At 73.2% G+C, this 3,359-nt stretch carries 5 protein-coding genes; 4 read left to right on the top strand and 1 reads right to left on the bottom strand.

The window, feature by feature from the left end; genetic code table 11:
• Positions 1 to 171: 171 nt before the first annotated feature.
• Positions 172 to 672, top strand: a complete 501-nt coding sequence (locus AB0F71_RS39810) for an SMI1/KNR4 family protein (RefSeq protein WP_360246198.1) — start codon at positions 172 to 174, stop codon at positions 670 to 672.
• 76 nt (positions 673 to 748) lie between these two features.
• Positions 749 to 913, top strand: a complete 165-nt coding sequence (locus tag AB0F71_RS39805; protein ID WP_360246195.1) for a hypothetical protein — start codon at positions 749 to 751, stop codon at positions 911 to 913.
• 98 nt (positions 914 to 1,011) lie between these two features.
• On the opposite strand, the gene AB0F71_RS39800 is transcribed toward AB0F71_RS39805, so the two are convergent.
• Positions 1,012 to 1,275 (bottom strand): dsRBD fold-containing protein, encoded by a 264-nt coding sequence (locus AB0F71_RS39800; protein WP_360246192.1) that lies wholly within the window; start codon positions 1,273 to 1,275, stop codon positions 1,012 to 1,014.
• A 283-nt stretch (positions 1,276 to 1,558) separates the two neighbouring features.
• Between AB0F71_RS39800 and AB0F71_RS39795 the strand changes: the two genes are divergently transcribed.
• Positions 1,559 to 2,527 carry a DMT family transporter gene (locus AB0F71_RS39795; protein ID WP_360246189.1) on the top strand — a complete coding sequence of 323 codons (969 nt, stop codon included), beginning with the start codon at positions 1,559 to 1,561 and terminating at the stop codon, positions 2,525 to 2,527.
• An 8-nt stretch (positions 2,528 to 2,535) separates the two neighbouring features.
• The gene (locus AB0F71_RS39790; RefSeq protein WP_360246186.1) at positions 2,536 to 3,348 is read left to right on the top strand and encodes a DUF6629 family protein; all 813 of its coding nucleotides are present in this window, start codon (positions 2,536 to 2,538) and stop codon (positions 3,346 to 3,348) included.
• Positions 3,349 to 3,359 lie beyond the last annotated feature (11 nt).

Here is a 3,359-nt window from a genome sequence, read left to right as displayed (position 1 = left end):
GTCCCACCCGCATCCACGCACTCTGCACCCAACACGGCATCGCAACGGCAGCCTGAGCCTGACCTAGATCAAATACTTCGCCAGCAGAGTCGCCATGCCGACTTCCTGCGCGCACCCAGCCGCCCTCCCCCGTGGGGGAGACAGTCGGACACCGCTCCTACGATGCTGGCCATGGCACGCTTCGAAGATCTCCAGCGCTCCCTGTGGGACACCGGTAGCGAGTACACGGTGCAGCCGGCGCTGACCGGCCGGGCGATCGTGGAGGCCCAGCAACTGCTCGGCGTCACGCTTCCCGGCTCCCTGCTCGCCCTCCTGCGCCATCGGAACGGCGGCGAGATCGCCGACGACTGGAACGCCTTCCCCACCAGCCGGCCGACGTCTTGGAGCACCGACCACGTCCCCTTCGACAGCATGCTGGGCATCGGCCGTCGCGAGGGAACGATCTCCCTGCTCGACAGTCCGTACCTCGTCAAGGAATGGGGCCTTCCAACCGGGTCGGTGCTGTTCTCGGGAGACGGGCACTGTTGGATCGGGCTCGACTACCGGGCGTGCGGCCGGCACCACGAACCCTCCGTTACCTGGTTCGATGCGGACTTCGACACCGAACTCGCCCTCGCCCCGGACTTCCGCTCCTTCATCGAAGGCCTCACCTCTGCCCGAAACTTCGAGTGAGAGCCCCAGGGCCGCTGCCGGCGCGCTGCTCCGGGGCGTCACCTCCCGCAGCCGGGGCGGGGTCCCTTTCCTCGCCATGAGGGGTGACACCGAGGCCGAGGAGGCGTTCATCGACGCCATCGGGCCCGAGTACCTGATGGACATCCGCACGGAAGGCCCGTCCGAGCGCTACCGCGCCTGGGCGGACGAGGTCCGCTCGGCCGCCGAGCGCCTGTGCCGCACCGAGGCGCCGATCCGGTAGCCCACGGGTGTCGGCCACCCAAGTCCCTTGCGCTGGAACAAACTTGAAGACCAGGCGCCGCAGTGCGTGCGCCCGCGCCGGATACGGCACAGCGGGGTTCAGTAGATCAGGTAGCCCGGACGGTGCCCCTCGTCGTCGATCTCCCCGTTGGCCTGGGCCCGCAGCTTGCGGGACAGTTCCTCCAGGGCCCGGGAGGCCGCGACCTCCTCGCCGATCCTGGCGAGCGGACGGTCCTCCGCACTCTTCTCGGCCTCACCGTGCGCGCTCAGGCCCGGCGCCCGCGCGCCCGTCAACCTGGCGTCGCACACCGTGTGCACGCCGTCTTCGTCGAAGCTGAGCTCCACGTCCCACTGGTTGTGCATGCCACACCTCCTGGCGCAGGCCCCCGTCGCGCCGGTCCCGGCCGACCCGGGCGGTGGGCCCGTGGCGGCCGCTCACACCAGCGTGCGCCCGCCCCGCCCGTGGCGGCAAGCGCGGGGCCCGTACGGTCAGCGCGGGGCCCGGGCCTGCCCCGATCCGGCCGCACGGCGTCCGCTCGGCCCGGCCGCCGCCCCGGCGGTACGCTGGCGGAAGCGCGCCGCGATCGCCGTCCCTCCCCGGAGCCGCCGGCGCGGCGCGGGGCAGCGACAACCTGGTGGTCCCTCCGTGGCGGTCTTCCTCCTCGCTCTGAGCGCGGCCTGCTGTCTGGGACTCGGCTTCGTCCTCCAGCAGCACGCGGCGCAACGGGCCCCCCGTGCCGACATGCTGCACTGGCGCCTGCTGCTGGACCTGATGCGGATGCCGGAGTGGCTGCTCGGCACCGGTTTCATGGTCAGCGGCCTGCTGCTGTCCGCGCTCGCGCTCAACCAGGGCGAGGTGTCCCTGGTCGAGCCGCTGCTGGCGACCAACCTGATCTTCGCGATGGCGCTCTCCCGGGTGCTGACCCGTCAGACCCTCGGCCGCTCCGGCTGGGTCGGGGTGCTGCTGCTCGGCCTGGGGGTGACGGCGTTCATCGTGGCCGGGCGGCCGACCGGCGGCGGCCCGGCCGCCGGGGAGCTGCGCCACTGGCTGGTGGTCGGCACGGTGGCCGGGCTGACCCTCCTGCTGGTCGCGCTCGCCCGACGGCTGCCGCTGTTCGAGGAGGCCACCCTGCTGGCCCTCGCCGCCGGACTGCTCTATGGCCTCCAGGACGCGCTCACCCGCACCACCACCCAGCGCCTCGACCACGACGGGCTGGCGGTGGTGCTGCGCACCTGGCAGCCGTACGCGGTGGTGGCGGCGGGCGTGATCGGGCTGCTGCTGGTACAGAGCGCCTTCGAGGCCGCCCCGCTGCGGATGTCCCTCCCTGCCCTGACCGCCGCCCAGCCGCTGTCCGGGATCGCCTGTGCGGTCGGCTTCCTCGGCGACCGGCTGCGGGTCACCCCGGGTGCACTGGCCTGGCAGGCGGCCGGCCTGGTGGCGATCGTGATCGGGGTGATCGTGATCGGGCGGCACCCCGCGATGCCCGGCAGCGTCCGCGAAACCCTGGAGTCCATCGGCGCACCACCGGAGGACCGGTCCGGCAGCACCGACAGCGGCGACGGCCCCGACCGTGACACCGACCGTGACACCGACCCGGACCGCAGAACCGAGTAGGCCCACCGATGTGCTGGAGCGCCCAGGCGGACGCCGCGGCCGGCACGGTGGTCGCGGGCGTCGGCGTGGCCTGCCTCGTACGCGCCCGACGGTCCGGCCGACCGCAACGCCTACCGCTCGCCGCACTCCCGCTGGTCCTCGGCGTGCACCAACTCGTCGAATCCCTGGTCTGGCTCGGCACGGACGGTGAGCTACCCGCCGGCCCCGCCGGGGCAGCCCGCACCGCCTGGGCGGTGATCGCCCTGCCGCTGCTGCCCGTCCTGGTACCGGCCGGGGTGTGGTGCGCGGCCCACGAACCCGGCCACCCGGCCGGCCCCTCCCGTCGCCGACTGCTCGCCCTCCTCACCCTGCTCGGCACAGCAGTGGCGGTGCCCCTCGCAGCCACCGTCGCCACCCACCCGGTAACGGCCACCCGCCACGGCCACACCCTCGACTACGGAACCGCCGTCCCCCACCCCGCCCTGCTACTCACCGGCTACCTCCTCACCACCGTCGGCTCCCTCCTCCTCAGCGCCGACCACCTACTCCGCCGCCTCGGCCTCCTCACCGCAACAGGCGCCCTCGCCTGCGCCCTGCTCTGGCACCTCGCCTTCATCTCCACCTGGTGCGCCCTCGCCGCCCTCGCCAGCCTGCTACTCCTCCACTGGTCAGCACACCCACCCGCACCCCGCACCAACCCACCCACCCCAACCCCCACCCCCGACCCGCACCAACCCACCCACCCCCACCACCCCCCTCCCCTCACCCACCCCAGGCGAGAGGGACGCGCTGCGGGAGGGGGCGGTGGAGGGGGTGGGTGCGGAGAGGGGCGTGACGGGTGATTTTCAGACCG

Origin of the sequence: Kitasatospora sp. NPDC028055, assembly GCF_040637885.1 — a bacterium.
Lineage (GTDB): Bacteria > Actinomycetota > Actinomycetes > Streptomycetales > Streptomycetaceae > Kitasatospora.
This window is presented reverse-complemented; position numbering and strand designations above follow the sequence as displayed.

Coding starts and splice junctions, on each gene's coding strand:
- AB0F71_RS39810 (WP_360246198.1), top strand. CDS start 172: ATGGCACGCTTCGAAGATCTCCAGCGCTCCCTGTGGGACACCGGTAGC.
- AB0F71_RS39805 (WP_360246195.1), top strand. CDS start 749: ATGAGGGGTGACACCGAGGCCGAGGAGGCGTTCATCGACGCCATCGGG.
- AB0F71_RS39800 (WP_360246192.1), bottom strand. CDS start 1,275: ATGCACAACCAGTGGGACGTGGAGCTCAGCTTCGACGAAGACGGCGTG.
- AB0F71_RS39790 (WP_360246186.1), top strand. CDS start 2,536: ATGTGCTGGAGCGCCCAGGCGGACGCCGCGGCCGGCACGGTGGTCGCG.